The sequence below is a fragment of the Mesorhizobium sp. WSM4311 genome (genome assembly GCF_002295115.1).
GTDB lineage: Bacteria > Pseudomonadota > Alphaproteobacteria > Rhizobiales > Rhizobiaceae > Mesorhizobium.
The window spans coordinates 1-20,038 of the sequence record NZ_NSFV01000026.1 but is presented as its reverse complement, the minus strand read 5'-3'; the positions used below and the strand labels follow the sequence as shown (position 1 = coordinate 20,038).

Below are 20,038 nucleotides of genomic sequence, written 5' to 3'. Positions count from 1 at the left end.
TCTGACTTTGGGCGCATACTTGCCGTCAAATTCGGCGTCCTTCACTGGTTCGTTCACGTATTCCGGAGAAAATTACTGTGCGAGTTGATGGATCCTCGTTCCCGGTACGACAGCCTCAGCTATTTCACATAGATGCTTATGGTGCGTCAGGTAGATGACCTGACCTGTGTTTGCCATCGCTCCGAACAGCCTGAAAACCTCCTCCGAGCGAATATGGTCGAACGTCTCCATGATGTCGTCGGCGACGAATGGGACCGAGGGCCGAAATTGCGCGAACTCGTAATAACCGGCGAGTCTTAGGGCAAGGTACAGCTGAAATCGTGCACCCTTTGAAAGCGCTTCGGTGACCTTGGATTGCCCGTCACCCTGCACAGCAATGAGAACCTCACCACCTCTTACAGGCTGGGTTGTCAGCCCCGAATACTGGCCACGCGTCATTAGCTTGAACGCGTCTGATGCGCGCGCCATCATGCCGGAGCGATGGCTCTCACGGTAGATCCGCAAAGCATTGCCAGCCGACATGATGCCAAGCTTCAGCTCTATGTAGCGAACGGCCTTCTCCTCGATTTCCAGCAGGGTTGTGCGCCGTTCAGCATCCAGGCGTGCAACCGCACTATCACCGCCGATGGCGTCCAGCTTGTCGGCCGCGCGCGTCTGCCGGATCAGCTGTTGCTGGATGGTTTCATCGAACAGGCGAAGCCGCTGCTCACCCTCAGCCTTCTCGACCGCGAGGCCGTCGAAATCGATCGCGTCCAGGATCGAGCGGGCCTGCTCGAATCCGTCGACCGCGAGCTCCGCCACTATCCGTTCCTCAAGTTCGGCGACGGTGGTGCGCAAGCCATCGCGCTCACGCAACAGCTCATCGCGTTCGACTACCTCGGGCAGAGTGGCGACACCAAAGACGCCCAGCACCTCGTTCTTGCGGCGTTCGTGTGCCAAAATCTCAGTGTCGAGGATGTCGCGCGCCTCCTTGAGGCGCTTCAGGTCGTTGCCGAGGCTTGCCTTCGTTTCACGTGTCCGCTCGGCACGCTCTAGGCGCTCGGCAAGGCGGATGGCCAACTGCTCCGGGTCGGTATCCTTCGTCGGCTCGTCGGCTTCAACCGCAACGGCGATGACCTCGACCAGAAAATTGGCCCTGTCGGCCTCCATCTTGTCGATACGCAGCTGCAGGTCGTCCCGTTCCTGCAGGCTTCTTGAAAGTTCGGCCAATTGATCGAGCACAGTGCCGACGCCGGATGCGGAGAGCCCGCTTTCGAGCCAAGTTCCCTTGAGTGCTTCGGTAATGCCGGCCAGCCATTCCTCCTCGCGACGCTCCGCCACACCTACTGCAACCCGTCGTGCCGCTAGATCCTCTTCTTTGGAGCTCACCATTCTGAGCGCCTCGGCATACTCGGCGTCCACCTTGCGCTGCCGATCCAGAAACGGCTCCGCGATGGCCATGATTGCTTCGAGGGTGTCGTTGGACTCTGATACAATGCCGACGCTTCCCAGCACTGCTCTCATTTCCAAGCGTATCTGCTCGCCGGCGTCAGCGGCTCGCTCGGCCTTCAAGCGAGCAAGTTCGATCTGCTCCCAGGCAGCGAGCGCATCGCTGCGCGCCTCGATCTGATCCTCGATCCTTTCGATCAGGCGCTCAGACGAAGGTTCCACGGCGTCTCCGAGCAGGTCCCTGGCGGCCGCGCGGATTTCCAACAATTGGGTATCCACATCCTTGCCGAGCTGTGTGCGTTGGATGCCGTTGCGTGACAGGTTGGCCGCGGCCTCGGCCAGCTCGCGCGTAGTTGCCCGGATCTCAGCCAGATCCGCCGCGCCGGCCAGCCGGCCTGCGCTGGCAATGTCATCGCGCGCCAATGCCACGGCGAAGTCGTCAGCGGTGTCACCGGTCAGCGCTGCGCGGTGCGTTGCCCACGCATCATCGCGAACTCGGCGGATGGCGGTAGCCGCTTCATCGTCGACAATGTCGCCCGAGGCACGAAGGGCATCCAATCGTGCGGCGAGCATGGCATGGTTGCCCTCGTATTCAGCAAGGCGTTCGGCAAGTACGGCGGTGTTCCTTGCCAGTTCTGACGCTACCGTCTTCCAGGCGGCAATCTGCCCGGCGCTCGGAACCGCGACGTTGGCGAGAGCGAGGGCATCTCCGTTCCATGGACGCAAGCGCGCGAGCGCCGCCTTCCATCGGATTGTTCCCGCATCTTCCGCCTCGCGAGCCGTCCTAATCTCTGCCTGGTGTCCGCTTGCTCGCGCTTTCGACAAAGCCGAGCCCAGCCTTGCCCTGGCAGGTTCGGGCACCGCCCTTTCCTCGCCGACCCGCTGCCTTGCCACCTGCAGCGCATCGAGTGCCGCCGCGGCTTCGTCGCGAGCGGCACGCATCCCGGTAGCAATCCCGGACCTCTGCTCGACCATGGCGCGAACGACGCCAACGGTGACGGCAGGCAGAAGCAGCGCGCCAGGATCCGCCTCGGAAGATCGGCCCAAGGCGGCAAGGCAGCTCGCCACGCTGTTGTTGAGGATTTGCAGCTCCATCCTGCGAGTGGGCAAGTCAAAGCCAGCCGCGGTATGGCGCACCTTGCTCTCCGCCAGCCCGCGAATGCGTTCGGAAATCGACAGGATCGGTTCGTCCTCGTCGACCGCAGTGACTTTTTCCGCCAGGCGCTCGGTCTCGTCGATGTTTGCGGACAGCCGCGTTCTGAGGCTGGCATCGTCATCGATCAGTTCGGTGACACTTCCCGTCGATGTCCGGGCTGGGGAGGCGATGTCCGGCAGCTGATCCAGCCGGGCAATCTTGCGCCGGATATCCGCCAGCATCGGCGCAGCACGCACGTAACGAGCAAAGGTATCCAGCCTGGCCACCAGCACCGCCCGATCGCTGATGGTTCGGCCGTACTGCTGCGCTGCATCGAGACGTTCGGCCTCCAGGCCCTCGTAGGTTGATGCAAGGGTGTCGATCGCATCCCTGCGCGACTTTACGTCAACAAGGCGCTTCTTCAACAGCGCCAGTTCGGTTCCATGCGCCTGCTTCCGATACAGAGCGTCTGCTTCGGCCTCGAGGGCGTTCAACGTATCACTTGCGTTCCCAAGACCGGCGCTGGCCGTGAACAGAAGCTTGCCGAGGTCGCCCCGCGACTCCAGGATAGATTTTCCGCCGGCTTCCAACGTCTCGTCATCGAGTGAGAACATCGTCGTGTAGGCGTCGCGCGACAGACCGGCGAGATGCGCCGTGATCGCCACCTCGCTTACCGGTTGGCCCGTCGCATTCAATAGCGAATTACTGCGCTGTTTCGTACGCGTGAACGTGTGTTCGGAGCCGGCCAGTTCCAGCACCCCGCCGATGCGCATGGCACTGTACTCGTGCAGGAAGTTGTAGCGGCTCCGTTCCTCGATGCCGAACAGCAAGTCTAGATAGGCCGAAAGCGCAGTCGATTTGCCGGCCTCATTCAGGCCAAACACGATATGCAGATCAGGTCCGGATTCCGGTTTGGGTCCGAAGTCGATCGAACGATCGGTGAACTTTCCATAACGAATGAGGTCAAGGCGCCGCAACCTCATGACGATCCACCGGCCTTAAGGCGGGCAGTCACCAAGTCCGCGCCCTTGGAAAGCACCTGATCGAGGAACTGTTCCAGCCCGGCTTCGTCCGTCCCAGCAAAATCCCGCCCGTCGGCCGGAAGGTCGGCGACCATCTTTTGGACGAACGCCCTCGCCTCAGCGCGGAAGGCCTCCGAGGTGGCATCGGCACGCATTGATTGCTCGAGTTCGAAAATCGGATCAGCAATATCCTCGGCGGTCTCCGTCCGAGGCGGCGCGAGGTCAAGCTCGAGCTTCTCCACCCACGTATGGCCTAGCTGTTCCGCAGCCTGTTCGGCTTCGGCAAGAAGGAGGTCCCTGTCGCGGATCAGCGCCCACATCAGTGGTGACGTTCCTGTCAGGCCAATGCGAGCCACAGCATGACGCGATCGGACGGTTGCCCGCATCTCTTCGAGTGCGAAGCGAACACGCGCGACGGCCTCGGGCCACTCCACCGCTCCGGTAAGGTCGACGCTCACCCGTTCGAACTGCGCAACGCTGGTCAGCCGTTCCTCGATCTCCACCGAACGGTCGTGGCGCACCGTCACCAGGGTGACTGATTTCTCACCGGCCTCGTTGATATCCCTCCCCTGCGGTATTCCCGGCATCACCACGGCACTGGCGCCAGGATGGACTTGGCGAGCATGGATGTGGCCGAGGGCCCAATAGTCGAAACCGTGGGCGTGCAAGTCAGCGATGCTGCAGGGCGCGTAAACGTCGTGACCTGGCGATCCAGCCAGACTGGTATGCATGATGCCTATGTTGACGGCCCCTTCACGAGCCGCCGGATATTTGGTTAACAGGCTGTCCGGCGCCTTAGGGTTCGCAAAGCTCAAACCATGGAATACGACGTCCAGACCGCCGGCTGTCTGCAATACCGACTGAGCACGACCACCAAAGATGGTAACGGTGTCGGGAAATACCAGCTGTTTGGAAATCCGCGACAGGGCGTCATGATTACCGCGGATCTTGAAAACCATGATGCCGGCCTGGTGCAGGCGTGTCATCTGCGCGCCCAAGAACCGCGCTGTCTTCATTGAAGTCTGGTCGCCATCGTATAGGTCGCCAGCAATGACCAACGCGGCCACACGTTCCTCAAGGCAGAGATCCACTATCGAAACGAATGCCTGGCGGCTGGCGTCGCCCACCAGCCCGGCAAGATCGGGATTTCGCATCGCCAGCGAACGAAGCGGCGAGTCGAGATGAATATCGGCCGTGTGTACGAATCGAAATGCCATTCGGCCTCCGCCAGCAAAAGAGGTGTTCCGAGCTTCGACAGAAATTGCAACGAGGGCGCTGCAGCGCCCCGTTACACTTCAGCTAATTTCTCGCTCGCGGATTCGCCGGCCACCAACAAGCCGTCTTGGGACCGTAACACTCCTTTGGCAACCAAATCGGCGACCCCAGCTGAAATCAGCTGCCTTAATTGTGCGCTTGTGGCTTTGAAGCCCAGCATCCTGGCAACGCCTGTGGCGATTTCTTCCTCTGTCGCACCGAGGTTGGATTTCACGACTTCCATAGCGCCTTGGGCGACCTCGTCCTGCGCAATCATTTCGGGCTTGCGCAATCCAGCGGACACGACCCCACTGCGATCCCTGAGACGAACAGGAACACCTGGCTTGAAGCAGAAGTTGCCTCGACGGGCTACTGAACCACCTCTCTGTGCTATGCTTACCCCCCGCTCGATTGCATCCTGAATCCTGCCACCGGCCCGCTGCAGACCCCAGGCGTCCCGAATACGCGAAACTATTTCGTCGACATGGATTGGCGTTTCTGTAGCCACGACCTGCTCGACCAGTCCGGCCATGATTCCGCTGGGCGTCTCGTGGAGTTCGAACGATCCCGGTCGCTTTAGTTCGGCCTCTTCGTAGGCTCGATTGGGTGTCTCGGATCCGTTTGTGCTTTCGAGACCGATTTCCGTCACGTTGCCTCGGTCGACCGTAACAACCTGCACGGCTACAGCTCGATTTCTCTGGACCCCCAATTCGGCCCGCTCATCGAGTTCTTTTCTGGCGGCCTCAATCGCTAGTATGGTTCGCTCCAGCTGCTCACGAGGCCGTTGGAACCAGTCAGCGCTCCAGATGCGATGGATGATCCAACCATGGTCTTCCAGAACCGACTGCCGAAGCCGGTCTCGATCTCTGGCCGAGCGAGATGAGTGATATTCTGCGCCATCGCATTCGATGCCAAGAATATAGCGGCCTGGCCTCTCTGGATCCGCAACTGCGAGGTCGATGAAGAAGCCGGCAATGCCCACTTGAGCATGAACCTGATAACCCATTTCGATCAGCGCGTTGGCTACCTGTTCTACAAAGATTGAATCCATTTCGCGAACCGTGACTTGGGCAAGCGAAATTCGCCCTGTTCTCGCGTAGTGCAAGAAGAGCTTGAAGGCGAAGATGCCTTTCCCTTTGCCACGCTCCAGGTCGATGTCCTCGTCTGTGATGGACGCGAATACTTCGCAGCTGCGCTTGGCGCGGCTTATGAGGACGTTGAGCCGACGCTCGCCGCCTTCCGCGCCAAGAGGGCCGAAACGCATGGCCATGTATCCCTGGGCATTCTTGGCATACCCCACCGAGATCATGATCACGTCGCGCTCATCGCCTTGAACATTTTCGAGGTTCTTGACGAAGAATGGCTCGCTTGGATGAGCGTGAAAGAATTCCTCGGTGTCGGGATTTAGTCGCCGCAGCGCTTCGAGTTCATCCTGGATCGCGCGGCGTTGGCTAACCGAAAATGTTGCAACGCCTAGAGTCTCTTGCGGGTTCACCTTCGCATGACGGATGATCGCCTCCGCTACTGCTCTCGCCTCTACCGGATTGGTTCCTGTGCCGCCGGAATCGAAGACCCCCTCCGGCACATGATGAAACCGCAACCCCATACCTGCCTCTTGGGTATAAGGGCTTGGCACGATGAAAAGCCGGTTCTCGTAGAACTGGCTGTTCGATACTGCGATTAGAGATTGGTGACGGCTACGGTAGTGCCAGCGCAGCATACGCTGCGGCAAGCCGCGGGCCGTGAACAGGCCGAGGATGCTTTCAATGTCGGCGACCTGCGCGCCCTCACCCTCGTCATCTTCAGACTGCGAGCCTGTCATCTTCGCGAAGAATGTCGTGGGTGGCAGTTGGCGTTCGTCGCCAACGACGACCACCTGACTGGCCCTGGCGACCGAGCCAAGTGCGTCCACGGGCTGGATCTGAGACGCCTCGTCCATCACGAGCAGATCGAAGGACATCCGGCCGGGCGACAGGAATTGCGCCACCGAAAGCGGGCTCATCATGAACACTGGCTTCAGCGCCTGGATGGCAGGGCCTGCCTTCTGCATCAATTGCCGGATGGGCATGTGGCCTCGTCTGCGCGCCATCTCAGAACGAAGCAGTCCGACAGGTCCAGCTCCGCCGTCTCTTGAAGGAATTTTCCGGTGATGAGCCGTTACAACTTCGATGGCGCCGGCCTTGATGCGCTGGCGGTCCAGATCTGCGAAGTCACGTACAGCCCTGGAATGCAGTTCCCCGTCGAACCTTGCCAGCTCCGGCTCATCGGTCGCCATCGCCAGAAACATTCGTTCGTAGTAGGCCATATCAAAAACTGATCGAGCCGATCCTGTTGTAATCTGGCCGTTGGCTAGGCCGTCTATCAACTGTCCCAGTCCAGCCTTTCGGGCCGTTTCGGATCGCTCTTCATAGGCAACCCATTTCGAGAGCTGCTCCTGATGATCGAGCCAACCCTGCAGCCGAGAAACGACCTCGCCTATCGCGACGTCCGGAAAATCGACTACTCCAAACAAGGAGGGAGCATCGGCTTTCAAATCCCCTGTAAGCGCCTTCAATTCCCGCGCTGCCGCTTGGGCCGCTTCACGTGCTGAACGTGCCGAGTTTGCGATCTCGATTCTTTCAGGCAACCGCGCAGCCAGATGTCGGATCGAGCCATTTTCTTTCAGCCAAAGCTCGGCTTGCGTGAGAGCGGCCCAATCGGATCCTCGACCGTGCCACGACGAGCCGAATACGAACTTGCCAAGGCTCTCTCCCGCATCGATCCCTTGAGCAAGTGCTTGTAGTCTGCCTAGTCGGCGCAGTAGCTCCACCCGCTCAGTGATTAGATCCGGAACGTCAGTCAGAACCTGTCGTGACGCATCATCGGCTTGAGCTACAGTGCTCGCCTTCGCTTCCATCAGTTGCAGCGAGGCCCGCTCGGCGGAAGCCACGTCGCCTAGCATGGATGACGCGAGGTGCCCGAGATCGTTCCAGAAACCTTCGATAATTGGCCGACCGATTTCGATAACCTTGCGAACGCGCGCTGCACGCGCACCGGCCTCGGAGCGTTCCGCCATCCGGCCGGCGATAATCCGAGGTTCGGGGCCTAGCCCTCGTAGAGTCCGCATCCACTCCACTAGCGCGAGCAGTGGCGCGGAAGCCGATCGCTCCCCACGCCAATCTGCCCCGAAGGCGGAACGGCCAAAAGCGTCGCCTTCGCGGACTCTTGCTGCGGCAGCCTGACCCTTCATCAAAAGGTCGAGGAGACCAACTATCTGCGTCGCAGGCGCGCTAGGGTCGACCACAATAGTCCGCGCAAGTGCTGTGGCGCGACGGTAGTCGCCGTTCAATGCTTTCAATATTCCCGTGTGTGTGGCGAGCGCCTGCCGCGCCGCGGCCACCTCGGTGCTCCACGCCGCGTCAACAACCTTGCCCTGAAGGTCGGCTCTGGCAGCCTCAAGCGTCGCTACGCTGTCGGCAAGGTCGCCTGCCTGCTCAAGTCCGGAGTCCCAAACGGTGGCTGCGAAGGCCTCCGGACTTGCGTCAGGTGCTGCCGCTACTCGCTCGCCGGTCACGGCCAGCCTGAGCAAGCCTGCCAACGTGTCTGGCAATATCGCCGATCCGAGTTCCTGATTCAGGCGCTCAGCTTCTTCCCTCAAGCGTGGGAGCAGAATGGTGAGCTGTCGCGCACGATGGAAACCATCTTTCGGAAATTCCGAGGGAAGCTTTGCAAGCTCTGTCTCGAGACCTTCAATTGGCGTGTCGATAGCCGTTGCCGCCAACTGCTCCGAAAGTTCCTCGGACTTGCGGGCGAAATCCGTTCCTGACCAGAGAAGCGATGAAATGTCTTTCGGACGCTCATCCCATACCGGCGAGACGAGCGCCTCGGCAGGAAGTCCAGGCGCGGACGCGAGAAGCTCAGCGCGATCTTCTATCTCGCCGCTGTCGCTGAGAATTTTCGGAGGCTCGGCCTTGATCCGCTCAGCGATACCGACCAGTTTGGCGTGCAGTGCCTTGGCTTGGTCCAGCAACGCCGCGATGCGTGGGACGAGCCTCTCAATGGTCGTTGGAAGAACGACATCCAGGCCAACTCCCCGCCACGGGTGGTGGATCGGCAAGCCGATCTCGTTGATCCGCTGAGAGACCTCATCGAGCAATTTGCGACGTTGCGAAACGCCGTCAGTTGTCCAGCTTGTGGCATCCGTAAGTTCGATGTCCACTGGTTTCTGACCGACCTGCCTTAGTCGGGTTAGCTGGCCGAGAACCTGATAAGGAGTGAGTTCGGACGCTCCGAACGCAACGTGCATTCGTGCAGCATGTGCGTTGAGTTTATCGCGAGCCTCCAGCAAGCGATCAGTTAGGGAAGAAGGAAGCTGGCCCCTGGGCGATCCGAGTTGCCAGGTTCGCCGCAGCTCCTCTAGCATCATGCGCTTGTTCGCCTTGTTACTATGCAGCTCAAGGCAGGCGTCCCCCACCCCAGCAGTGTCAAGCCGTCGCTTGACGACCTCCAGCGCTGCCATCTTTTCGGCCACGAACAGCACGGTCTTTCCGTCGGCAACGGCCGACCCAATAATGTTTGCGATCGTCTGCGATTTTCCTGTCCCAGGCGGACCTTGGATAACGAGGTCGCGACCTTTTCTGACGTCATGGATCGCCAGTGTCTGAGAACTGTCACTGTCGACGATATGCAACATTTCGGCGGGCGCAATGTGCGGATCAATCGCTATGTCGTCCGACATAAGCGGCTCGCGTGTTTCGAAACCATCTGAAAGAAGCGAGCGGATCTTCGGTTGTTCGATAATCTTTGCGCCATCGGGCCAGAGATCCGGATCCAGATCACGGTACATCAAGAACTTCGCAAACGAGAAGAAGCCGAGCACCATATCGTCGCGAAGCACCTCCCAACCCTCTTTGGTCGAAATTGCTTCGGCAACGGCATCGAGATAGGCCGAGACGTCGAAGTCATCTCCCACCTCAAAACGCGGCAGAGCGAGCTTGTGAATGCGGTCGAGATAGAGTTCCAAGGAGAGGTTTGCGGTAAGATCTTCCGGCCGGGCTCGTAGGCGGAATTTTTCTCCAGCGGCCCCTCGCTCAAGCCGAACCGGCACCAAAATGAGGGGGGCCTGACGGATGTTCTCTTTGTTGTTCGGGTCAATCCACTTCAGCATTCCAAGGGCCAGAAAGAGGATATTGACGCCCTGCTCTTCCTCGAGTGTGCGGGCATCATGGTAGAGATCAAGGAGCCGCCGCTGCAGCCCAGTTGGGGTCATACGCGTCTGCAGCTTGGTGTCCGAGTGCCGCGCGGATATCCCTCTGTTATCGACTCCATCGTCCTCTGGTTGGGCGAGAGCGACGGGGGAATAGTCGATCTCTTCGTCTGGAGGGCTGCTTTCATCCTGGCCCGCTTTCGGCCTATCGGGCTTGCCGGCCAGGAAGGTAAAAGCCTTTCCTTCGGTCACCAGCAATCGATAAATTTCGGACGACTTCTCATCGACGATATCGATCGTCTTCGCGCTCTTGGAAAACCGCGGCACATTCAAAAGTCGATTGCGGGCGGAAAGATCGAGCAACTCCATCCTGGCGCGCTCGAGTTTCTCCTTTAGAGGGAGATCGCTTTGGAAGACTGACTGTTTTACGTCCAAGACTTACATCCCCTTTGAAAGGAGAACCAGCTAGAGCCCGCGTAGAGCGTTCGCGCAAGAAAAAACAGCCGTGTTCAATTAGAAACGACTGCGATCACTTCTGGACACCGTCCAATATTGCGACGTGTGATATGGGTCAGAGCCTGCATTCTTGGCCCCCTTTGCCTAGTCGCTATCCGACGAGGATTCTCGCTCCCTGCCCCCGTATTTAGCCGCCTCCACAATGTCTTTTTCTGACACAGAGAGTCCGTTGCGGACCCGAATGGCTCCCGCACTTGGAACGCGGTCCAATTCAGATCCAGTCTTTGCCTTATCCTTCTGGGGCTTAACCTCCGGCGGCGGGTCTTTCGAAAATGTCATGCGTAGGTCCTACTCGTCCAAATCTAAATGCATCCGCCTGTGAGCCTCAAGCCGCTTTCCTGGTCATACAAAGAAAACGCCGCGCCCAATCAATCCACCGTCTCTCGTGGTTCCGCATTCTGATTGGCGCTTTAACATTCATCACTATTAGCGCCTGGCATTTAGTATCCTCCCTCTACTGGTTTTTTTAGCCGATAAGTAATAGATCGGGATTTCACTGCAGAAGTCCGGAGCCATGAAGTGACTGACGAAATCCAAAATACGGCCACCGCGCTGATGGAGCTTACCGCCGATATCGTTGCGGCTTATGTGAGCAAGAATTCAGTGCCGGTCTCCTCATTGCCGGACCTTATTGCCAGCATCAATTCGTCATTAGCGCGTATCGGCCAGCCGTCCGAACCGGAAAAACCCGACCAAGTTCCCGCGGTCAACCCCAAGCGCTCAGTCACTCCAGACTACATCGTCTGCCTCGAAGACGGCAAAAAGTTCAAGTCCCTCAAGAGACACTTGAACACGCATTTTGGACTGACGCCCGACGCCTATCGCCAAAAATGGGGCCTCTCCAACGATTACCCCATGGTCGCGCCTAACTATTCAGCCAATCGCTCCAGATTGGCAAAATCGATTGGCCTCGGTCGCACAGCAGCCGCGCCCAAGAAAGCAGCAGCCAAGAAGTCAAAGACGCGCTAGCAAAACATTTGGCAGCTTCGCAAAGGATCGAAAATTGAATCGCGATCGCTATTCCCATCGCCGCAGCTCGCGGCCAAGACGCGGCCGGGTTTCAATTATGCGCAAGCGTTTCTTTTCACATAAATCATTAGCCGCGATCCTGGTGATCACGCTAGCAGTGGGCGCTTATGTCACCTCCTACTTTACAGGGTGGGGCAACCAGATCGCGGGACCCAATACAGCAAGCGCACTCGGGTCAAAACCGAAGCCTATCGTCGGCGTAGCGTCCATCGTTGACGGGGACACGATCGAGATCCACGGACAGCGTATTCGTTTCAATGGCATCGACGCACCTGAAAGCAGCCAAAACTGCAGCGACGCAAGCGGGCAAGAATACCCATGCGGCCGCAAATCCGCAGAAGCACTGGACATCTTCCTCAGTCAATCCCGACCCATCCAGTGCAACTTTGTTTCGTGGGATCGTTACAACCGCTTCGTTGGTGATTGTCAGCGGGCGGACGGTGCTAGCATTGCGTCTTGGATGGTCGAACAGGGTTATGCCCTGGATTGGCCTCGATACAGCCATGGTAGTTACGCGTCACAACAGGCAGATGCCCAAAGGGCCAAGATTGGCATCTGGGTTGGCACTTTCACAGCCCCTTGGGATTGGCGAGCAACACATGCAGCCAACAATAAACCCGGTAATGACACATCCTACGGCCTTACAGGCCGTCGCCAAATAGCTCAGAGCTATTCGTGTCAACCGCGTCGCTATTGTAAGCAAATCTCCTCATGCGATGAGGCGCGCTGGTATCTCAATAACTGTAGCTGGGGACCCAAATTGGACCGGGACGGCGACGGAATTCCGTGCGAAGGCATTTGCTGACCAAGCCAATTCCTTAGCGCGCTTTCAGCAAGCCGGACTGGCCACCAGCGTTTCGGTGCATTTGCGCGAGTGCCAATAGAGCCTGGCAAAAGGGCTGGCTGACGTTTGTCTTGGAAAATTCCACCAGCTCGTTGAGCCCGGATGGGCTAGAAAACCGCAAGGCTTCGTAGCGACAGACAGGGATCTGCCGATTATCTCTGAAGCGTTTGTCGGGTCCGCCATTCTTATTGGGATGAGCCCAGGTATAGCTCACGATCTCAGCATCAGATGGAACTTTGCCGGTCTCAATAAAATTGCTGGGGGCAAATTGCGTCCTGAGGTCTCCATACCCAACGGCACCGTACTGGTTTCCGTCCTTCACCAAAATCATGTCTGGCATGAAATAAAGGATTTGCCGGCCGACGTGTATCGACGGTGGTGTGACATTGCTGCGAACAACCGTCGGCAAGGAAGCTTGGAGCGTCGTCGACTTTTTATCGACCAACATCGTGGCTCCCGCATTGCGCTTCCAAGTCGTCAGATCCTCTATCTTGCCACCAGCCGCGACATGCCAACTCGCCGCGCAGCGTGTGAGCGTGTCAAAGGCGGCGACAAGTCGCCCGTAGGCCGCCTCCGCGTCCTGCTCCAAATCATAGTAGAGCACGCTCACCCGGCGGTAGCTGTCCAACCAGTTGCCAATAAGCATGCCCGGCAAAAAGGCAGCAATACCGATCAGCGCCACCCCACCTCCCAGCATTGCGCCTGCGATCAATCCGGCGATCCCAAACAGCACGGCCAGGATGAGCGACATTCGCGTCTGCGATTGCCTCGCATTGATTTCATCAAGCACATTGGCAAATGTCTCATCACGCATCTCGATCACATCGGCGGACTCGATTTCTCTCATCACGACGCCACCGCTGACATATTCCACGGGTGAGGATGTTGGATGGGGCTTTGGCCCAGATGGGAATTCAGACAGTTGCAGCGTCTGCTTGGCGCTGCGCTTTCCCAAAGTGCCTCGGTAGTAGAGACCGCCGACGCCTGCATGAATATAATGCCCTCGTGGGCCAGTCCCGATACGAAGACCTTGCACGCCAACGGACGCGCCAACCCCGCCAGACGAGAAGTTAAAGCGGAAAGGTCCCGCACTAATCGATTTTCGAACGTAAAACCCCATCCCCGCAATCCCCCCCAAGCCCTGTGAGCGAAACCCAAGGGCAGTTCGCCTCACAACTTTGGTACCGGAACCAGTCCAATATCTGTCTCTCGCGAACGTTGCCTGACCCTGATCTCAATTCGCCTCCTCGCCTTGACGTCGCCGGCCTGTGCGCCGTCGGTGAGCCGGTCGCCAGGCAATATCAACTGGCCGCCGGACATTGGCAGGATGGTGAAGCCTTTCAGTTCCGGCATATCGCGCAGGATGCCTGTGACGGAGATCGCTCGCGCTAATCCAAGCCCGGCATTGTCGGCAGGATGGAGTGTGCCAATGTCCATCTTGCGCGCCAGTACGGGCTGAAGGCCTCTGTCCATATTCGATGAGTCACCGGACATCGCCTGCTCGTCCGTGTGGCCAATCACCTCAATGACGTCCACACCATAGGAAGTTGCAATTCCAGCAATGGTCTTCGACATCTGCCGCAACTTCGTTTTGAAGCCACCGGAAAGCTCCGCACTTCCAGTATCGAAATTATAGCCATCGAGCTCGCTAAGACTGATGATCGGTGGCCAATCGTGTGGCTTGTCAGCAGAGGCCTCGTTCCTTGCCTTCTTCAGTGCGTCAGCAAGATCCTTGGACGTCTTGCCCGTGCCAACGTAGCCGAGCTCGCGCAGAACCTTCATCTTCTCGATCATGGCTTTGGCCTGATCAACGTCGACGTCGTTGTCAGAGAGGACTTTGGCGGCCGGCGCGCTTTTCACCGCTTCCTCAAGGGTCAGTCCCACTTTTTTGATTGCCTCTGCGGCCTCTTTGGCCCGGACCAATTCACGCCATTCTTGATCTGGTACATTGCGTCGACTTGCAGGCTTGACCATGGCATTCAGCTGAGCCAGCAACCGCTTGTTTTCCTCGTCAAGCTTGCGAGCGTTCTCATTGAGGGACTGCGCAATCTTCTGCGCTGCCGCAGCCTCTTTCTTTGTCTTGGCGATGAGCGCGCCTGCAGCAAGCAAAAGGCAGAAAACGAGAAGCAGCATCGTCTCAGCCATCGTCAGGCCGAGTATCAGGCCGCGGCCATAGCCCTTGCGCTCAAACGTAATGGCTGTTCCGCTAACCTCACTCACCTGCCCCACCAACTTGCTCTCTTTGGCGGTTCACCCTTCTCCACCTCCGCCGGACTGCTTAACGATCGGAAGGTGTCGCCCTCCGTGTCATCCGAAACCTTGATTGGCGTCTCCACAGGGGAGGCAACAGTGGAAGGTGCCGCCACTCGCTCGACATCGTTCGCTATCGCATTGCTCAGAGGCTGGGGAGTGCGCACGGCCGGGAGGCTATGTTGTGTAAGGGTTGCGACGAGGCCGCGTGTTTCATTGCTGTGTTTCTGCATCACAGCCATGAACTCCTCAGTCAAACGCTGCTGCGCTTGGACAGTTTCTGCGGTCTTTTCTGCGGCCGCTGCCGCTCTCTCCACTCCAGTCGCCACCTTGATCACTGCGTCGGCAAGACCGGTCATCCGCGTTTGCTGCTCTTGCGAGGCTGTTTCGGTTTTTATCGCATATTGTGCGACAGCATTACCCAGGAGCTTGACCATCGGCGCCAGATCGTTCTTCAGCACCTCATCAGGAACAACCACCTTTTCCAGCTTGGCAGCCATATTGTCGGCTTGATTACCGAGCTTTCCAACAGAGTTGGACATCGAGCTGTTGGCTTTATCCAGCAAATCCGCTGCAGCTCCAACGCGGTTCGCTATCGAAGCAAACTGGGTTTCGACTTGCCCGAAATTGTGCTGCAACGCGTCACTGAGCTTGGCAGACGCCTCTTGGACAGGCTTGATCGATTCCATGGCAATATTGTCCAGGGCAGATCGAATGTGCTCCCCATTGCGTGCCGCTTGCTCGGCAATCTCTGCAAAGCCCTCTTCGAGCATTTGATGGCTGACACGACGAAAGTCGGCGAACTCCCTGGTTACGCTTTCCATCTCGGCTCTTACACGCCGTGTCATGTCGGCAAGTTCGTGCCTCGCCGTTCGCTCAATGTCCGCGGGATCGCGCCGCATCTGATTGTAGAAAACCCTCAGAGCAATACCGGTGATCGTCGACGTGATCGCGATGCCAAAATTTTGGACGATCGTGTCGGTTGAGCCTTCCGTTCCAAACTGAAACAGCGAGACCCCAAGGCTCGTCAGGGTGAACAGGAAGCCCATATAGTAGAGGTTATCGCCGGTCTGCTCGTCGTGCAGTTGTAGCTTTCCAGCAAAGATCGAAACCCCGAGATAGAAAAACATCAGGCAGGCCGGTGCTACCGCCGCGACGATCGGATTTACGCCTGAGAGTTTTGCAATGGCGATGAATACACACCCGCCGAGTGTCAATGCCGCGAAAACCACGACCGGCAGACGTGGATGATCCAGCAAAGGTTTGTCGTGCGCTCTCGCCATCAGTTTAACCCATCCAAGCCAACCAGCTTTTCGAACTCGCCGTGATGGTTCTGGACCCAATGTGTCCAGAACTCCGCGTGATCCAGGGTCTGAAATGGCTTCTTTGCCCGATCGATATAAAGAATTGTGATGCCCACCCCATCCAGCGACGTCCCATATGTGCGGTCGGCGGCGCTGTTGAGGTATTTTTGGTAATCCAGTCCCGATCGGTACTGCGAGTAAATCGTCGTATGCTCGATCATGTCAGAGGCGACCACCAATCGCTTGGGACTGCCCTGTTTGGCCAAGCTGCTATCGAAGAGCGACAGCTTGATTTTCTGAATTCCAGCCATGATCGGAGATTGGCTCGCGGAAGCCGCATTCGGGATTTCATCGGGAAGTTTGTTCAAAGGATCGCCGAAGGCGTTTTCCCACTTCTTTTGACGCCGCGCAGGATTGTTGGTCCAACTATCGACGGTCGACCCATCACCGGGATTGCATCCATCGAACATCACCGTCAGCTCACCAGGCGCCGAGCTCAGGGTATAAATCCTCACATACCCACCCGGCTCGACCTGCCCAATGGTCTTTCGGAACTCGTTCTTGAGATCAGCCATCGTCGTTGCCGAAATTGGATCAGTGGCGTCGATGAGGACGGCGGTCAGGCTGGAGGGTCCGTCCAATGGGCAATTCGTGTTGGCGTCGATATGGCCATTGCCAGACCTGGTCCACATCCAGCCGAAGCCGGCCAACATCGCAACGGATAGCACACCAAGGGCAATGGCCGCGGCAATGGTACCCGCATTGCCTTTCTTGCGTCTGCGGGTTCGCCTAGACATTCACGCTGTCCGGGTGAAGCTTATCAAGATCTCGGTACTGCTCAATTCCCCGTTCGCATTCCTGACCAATCAGACGAACCTGCTCGTTGAGTTCCTCCTGCGCCTGGCGAATTGATGCGCCAACATCTCCCTCATTCCACTCCCGCTCGCCGGTGACGTATGGCTTGATGCGATCAAGTTTGTAGGGCGTTCCGAAATGCTTGGGCGCCGGCTCGGTCCTCGCCTGGATGTTGGCTTCCCGATACATCGACAAAAGCTGATTGCAGGCTCGCTCCAATTGGTCTTGATGCTGCGCAAAAAGAGCCAGAAGCCTCGATCGATGATCGACAATCGCGCGGTGCTCGCGCCGGCGACTACCAAGCTGCTTGACGATTTCCTCCACTTTTTCGTTGTGGTCGTCGCGGACATCCTGCAGCTCTTCGATCAGTTCCTTCTTTCGATCGATGTAGTCATCGCGCCGTCGAACGAGCCGATTTTCAACGCCAGTGTAGCCTGGGTAAGGGTCGAGCACGAACCAGCCGTCGATAAAAGCGAAAAGCGAAAACATCAGGCCGATCGCAAACAGCAACCAGGACTTGATGTCCGTGAGACCCGCTGGATTGGCGAGCATATTACGGATGACCTCAGCGCCGGCGCCGTCAGCGAGCGAGCCGCTGACCTCACGGTAGTGCGCTAGCGCCAAGTTTATCGAAATCGCCAAGCCGATATAGAAAAGGATTGAAATGATCCCAACGAATTTTACGAAAAACGACCGATGGGTGACGAGACGAGCGCAGAAAACCGCCAGGAGCAAAGCCGCCCCGATGTTGATGAAAGAGAATGCCGCAGCCTCAAGGATGCCACCAAAAAATCCCTGCTCATTGCCCTTGGCCAGGAAGTTGCCGTTCATCGCTGTCTCGACCAGAAACAGAAATAGCAGAAGCGATAGCCGGAAAATGTGAGCGGCACCGTGCTGCACACGCGCGGCACGAACGAGACCGTGCTTCTCCTTAAACCATGCATGCTCTTTTTCGGCGTCGTTCAGGGCCCTTCTCAGGCCGTGAAGTTCATCGAGGCCCACGGCGACCGAGGCTTTGAAGTCCGAAACGCTAGCGGCATTCGTCTGACGGATTAGACCGAATTGTTCCTCGAAATCGAGGCCGGCAAGACGACCTCCAAGGAGTTGCAGGTTGTCCTCAAGAGTGTGATGCGCAGCCTTCTTCTCATCCTCAACGCGTTCCACGATGGCATGTTCGACATCGTCGAGATTCTTTGCCGTTTTCGGGGGTTGGTTCACCTCGCCGCGCTGCTTTCCGCGGTTAATGACATCCAGGTCGCCGTCGATCTTGGCAGGGTCCAGGCTGTTGAATAGCTGAGTGCTCGCCCGAAAATCGTGGTTGGATTCTCGCAGTGAGTCACGCAACTTATTTAGTTTTTCGAATTTAGAGCCCACGCACTCACAACCCCAACTTTACGCCCCCCGGCAGAGTGGTTTCTATGCATAGTAGAGCTAAAGGGCAACCGCACATTCACTTCTATCCACTTGCTAGTGCGGATCAGGCTCAATTGAGTTCCAACAAATGATCATGGCTGCTGATCAACTGGTTGATCGGCCGCGACTAGTCATGTCATGAGCCGTGCTGCGATGCTCTAAGGACAGAGTGCTACGAGCGGGTTCGCGACTGGGAAATTATCCACAGTCGTATACGTGTACTGGATCTCACCGCCCAGGCGAACGAAGGCAGATAGTTCCTCCGCACGACAGACATAGTTTTTGGTCATTTCATCGATCTTCTGGACATAGACCGGCCGCGAGACGCCAGCAGCCAACAATTTGGCGTCTACTTCCGCATCGGTCTGAGCCCAGGTGGCGTTGAAAACGATCCTTGGCCCGATTGCGATGATGCTCCGAACGGAGATGTTCGAACTGATCAGCATGGGCAATGCTGGAGCCATTTCGGTTTGCATTTTTTTTGCGTAGGCGCAGACGTCGGTCTTGGTGTACTTCGAGAGGCATTCATTTGCCGTCGCCACCCTTGGCCATGTCAGCAGGATCGCCAACGGGACGTGCATCAATCGCAATCCATCCAAAGTATTCTCCTCGCCCGATCTTGGCCTGCACAGAGGAGCATCTATCCTATTTGTGTTCACAGTGCCACGAGCAGCTTGTGCCCGACCGGCAATAGTGCTCTGTCTGAAATACTTTGGGAGGGCAATAAAATGAAAACAACATTTCTCGCGGCTATGGCCGCTGCAATAATCGCTTGCGCGACCGGCGCGTTTGCACACAGTGGCGGCACTGATGCCAACGGTTGCCATACCAACCATAAGACCGGCGCGTATCACTGTCACTGAAGGTCACGCCTTTCTGAGGGACACAAACATGCTGAAGAACATCATGTCAGCTCCGCTGGGCCTCCTCTTCATGCTGGGCGGGCCGATCACCTACGTGATGAATGTCGTCGACACATGGCAGGGCCATGCATCAGTGGTCGTAAAAATCCTGATTAACTTGAGCCTGGATGCGATGTTGGCGTTCATTTGGCCGATCACTTGGGCAATCTGGCTTTTCAAATATATGGCGGGCGCCGAAACTCCACTAACAACCGTGCTGGGCGTTTGAGGATCAAGTTTGCTGAAAATAATGCTTTTCGACGCCGGCCGGAACGGTCCGGTTGGTCTGCATCTGTGTAGCTATTGCCTCGCTGCTGGCGGTAGCGCCATGGCCGTACGGCTATTACCAATTCCTCCGCGTGGTGGTCTTTTTCGCCGGGATCTACTGCGGAGCCATGGTGTGGCGATCAGGCCCTGAAAATCGCACCCTGGCTTGGGCGCTGTTTGGAGCGGCAGCGATCTTCAACCCGTTCATGCCGGTTCATTTGCCGCGCGAGCTGTGGGCAATCTTCAACGTCGCAGCGGCTACTCTGTTCGGCTTTGTCGCATACCGGCACCGGAATTAAGCCGATAATCTGAGATGGCCAAGAGTGGACCTGAGACGCCGAAGGTCAAGGCGCGCCCGAGGGTCACCGTGTCACAGCCGTTGGCGCTTTATGCGGGAGATCTCCTCGAGCGGACGAAGGAGTACTTCGAGGCTTTCAACCATCTAGGCTCGGAGTCGGAAAAGGCGCATCTTTTTGCCCGTTATTTTCTATTTTCGCATGCCCTAGATGTGGAGCTTCAACAGGTTGTCCTCGATCAGGGCGAGGCGACTGATAGGCGTTTTTGACTTTAGGCTGCCATGTGGACGATGCCAATTGTATCTGTGCAGCCAGACAGGCAGTTCGGCGGCACGATG

At 57.6% G+C, this 20,038-nt stretch carries 14 protein-coding genes and 1 pseudogene; 5 read left to right on the top strand and 10 right to left on the bottom strand.

The features are described 5' to 3' along the window. Positions 1 to 72: 72 nt before the first annotated feature. From CK226_RS33155 to CK226_RS33145, 3 genes are all read right to left on the bottom strand, one after another. Positions 73 to 3,546, bottom strand: a complete 3,474-nt coding sequence (locus tag CK226_RS33155) for an AAA family ATPase (protein WP_063169422.1) — start codon at positions 3,544 to 3,546, stop codon at positions 73 to 75. Next, on the bottom strand, positions 3,543 to 4,802 hold the full coding sequence (locus CK226_RS33150; RefSeq protein WP_063169423.1) for a DNA repair exonuclease: 1,260 nt from the start codon (positions 4,800 to 4,802) through the stop codon (positions 3,543 to 3,545). Before CK226_RS33150 ends, CK226_RS33155 begins: the two co-directional genes overlap by 4 nt. A gap of 71 nt (positions 4,803 to 4,873) precedes the next feature. Next, positions 4,874 to 10,393, bottom strand: a complete 5,520-nt coding sequence (locus tag CK226_RS33145) for a DUF3320 domain-containing protein (protein WP_245437922.1) — start codon at positions 10,391 to 10,393, stop codon at positions 4,874 to 4,876. 702 nt (positions 10,394 to 11,095) lie between these two features. Here CK226_RS33145 and CK226_RS33140 point away from each other — a divergent pair. Together CK226_RS33140 and CK226_RS33135 are read left to right on the top strand one after the other, a co-directional pair. Next, a complete protein-coding gene (locus tag CK226_RS33140) occupies positions 11,096 to 11,509 on the top strand; it encodes a MucR family transcriptional regulator (RefSeq protein ID WP_082826711.1) in 414 nt (137 codons plus the stop codon). A 34-nt stretch (positions 11,510 to 11,543) separates the two neighbouring features. Further along, entirely contained in the window at positions 11,544 to 12,374 is an 831-nt protein-coding gene (locus CK226_RS33135) for a thermonuclease family protein (RefSeq protein ID WP_127224212.1), read from the top strand. A gap of 13 nt (positions 12,375 to 12,387) precedes the next feature. On the opposite strand, the gene CK226_RS33130 is transcribed toward CK226_RS33135, so the two are convergent. From CK226_RS33130 to CK226_RS33105, 6 genes are all read right to left on the bottom strand, one after another. Then, positions 12,388 to 13,533: a DUF4236 domain-containing protein gene (locus CK226_RS33130; protein WP_095770037.1), complete on the bottom strand. Its 1,146-nt coding sequence runs from the start codon at positions 13,531 to 13,533 to the stop codon at positions 12,388 to 12,390. Between the two features lie 50 nt (positions 13,534 to 13,583). Then, a complete protein-coding gene (locus CK226_RS33125; protein WP_082826712.1) occupies positions 13,584 to 14,633 on the bottom strand; it encodes a hypothetical protein in 1,050 nt (349 codons plus the stop codon). Then, on the bottom strand, positions 14,630 to 15,946 hold the full coding sequence (locus CK226_RS33120) for a hypothetical protein (protein WP_063169428.1): 1,317 nt from the start codon (positions 15,944 to 15,946) through the stop codon (positions 14,630 to 14,632). The genes CK226_RS33125 and CK226_RS33120 overlap by 4 nt, the downstream gene beginning before the upstream one ends. Further along, positions 15,946 to 16,764 (bottom strand): hypothetical protein, encoded by an 819-nt coding sequence (locus CK226_RS33115; RefSeq protein WP_063169429.1) that lies wholly within the window; start codon positions 16,762 to 16,764, stop codon positions 15,946 to 15,948. The genes CK226_RS33120 and CK226_RS33115 overlap by 1 nt, the downstream gene beginning before the upstream one ends. After that, positions 16,757 to 18,166: a hypothetical protein gene (locus CK226_RS33110; protein ID WP_210326684.1), complete on the bottom strand. Its 1,410-nt coding sequence runs from the start codon at positions 18,164 to 18,166 to the stop codon at positions 16,757 to 16,759. Before CK226_RS33110 ends, CK226_RS33115 begins: the two co-directional genes overlap by 8 nt. 227 nt (positions 18,167 to 18,393) lie before the next feature. Next, positions 18,394 to 18,834: a hypothetical protein gene (locus CK226_RS33105; RefSeq protein ID WP_126066778.1), complete on the bottom strand. Its 441-nt coding sequence runs from the start codon at positions 18,832 to 18,834 to the stop codon at positions 18,394 to 18,396. Positions 18,835 to 18,963: 129 nt separating this feature from the next. Here CK226_RS33105 and CK226_RS36190 point away from each other — a divergent pair, with 129 nt between their 5' ends. Genes CK226_RS36190 through CK226_RS33090 form a run of 3 tightly spaced genes read left to right on the top strand, consistent with a single transcriptional unit; the run spans position 18,964 to position 19,703 of the window. Then, a complete protein-coding gene (locus CK226_RS36190) occupies positions 18,964 to 19,098 on the top strand; it encodes a YHYH domain-containing protein (RefSeq protein WP_199489651.1) in 135 nt (44 codons plus the stop codon). 28 nt (positions 19,099 to 19,126) lie between these two features. Next, positions 19,127 to 19,366: a hypothetical protein gene (locus CK226_RS33095; protein ID WP_082826591.1), complete on the top strand. Its 240-nt coding sequence runs from the start codon at positions 19,127 to 19,129 to the stop codon at positions 19,364 to 19,366. Positions 19,367 to 19,418: 52 nt separating this feature from the next. Further along, the gene (locus CK226_RS33090) at positions 19,419 to 19,703 is read left to right on the top strand and encodes a DUF6804 family protein (RefSeq protein ID WP_063169433.1); all 285 of its coding nucleotides are present in this window, start codon (positions 19,419 to 19,421) and stop codon (positions 19,701 to 19,703) included. A 203-nt stretch (positions 19,704 to 19,906) separates the two neighbouring features. Here CK226_RS33090 and CK226_RS33085 read toward each other — a convergent pair. Next, positions 19,907 to 20,038 (bottom strand): annotated as a pseudogene (locus tag CK226_RS33085) (IS481 family transposase); the annotation flags it as partial.